Here is a 265-nt window from a genome sequence, read left to right on the forward strand (position 1 = left end):
GCAGTCGACTGCGCTAGTTCCGGGGCCACTGTCGGCGGCCTGGCAGGACTTGATCAAGGCCGCGACCCTTGAACAGTTGCTGGTCAAGCGCAACACCACTGGGCACATCGCCGGCCAGATCGTGCGCCCCCTGCGCGTGCTCGCCACCTGCTTGCCCGACACGGAGCCGTGGCAACTGACAACGCTGGATTGCCACCGCGCCATCCATCTGGCGAGCAGCATCCAGGCCTGTGGCAAGTTGGGGCAAGTCGTTGAAGGCGTTCTC

Annotated in this window: 1 protein-coding gene; it reads left to right on the forward strand. The window is 65.3% G+C overall.

Annotated features, from left to right (window positions below; all coding sequences use genetic code 11):
* Positions 1–49: 49 nt before the first annotated feature.
* A partial coding sequence (locus ACYP5B_RS44580) for a hypothetical protein (RefSeq protein WP_459573852.1) occupies positions 50–265 on the forward strand: 216 nt, incomplete at its 3' end.

Source organism: Cupriavidus sp. 8B (genome assembly GCF_054589115.1).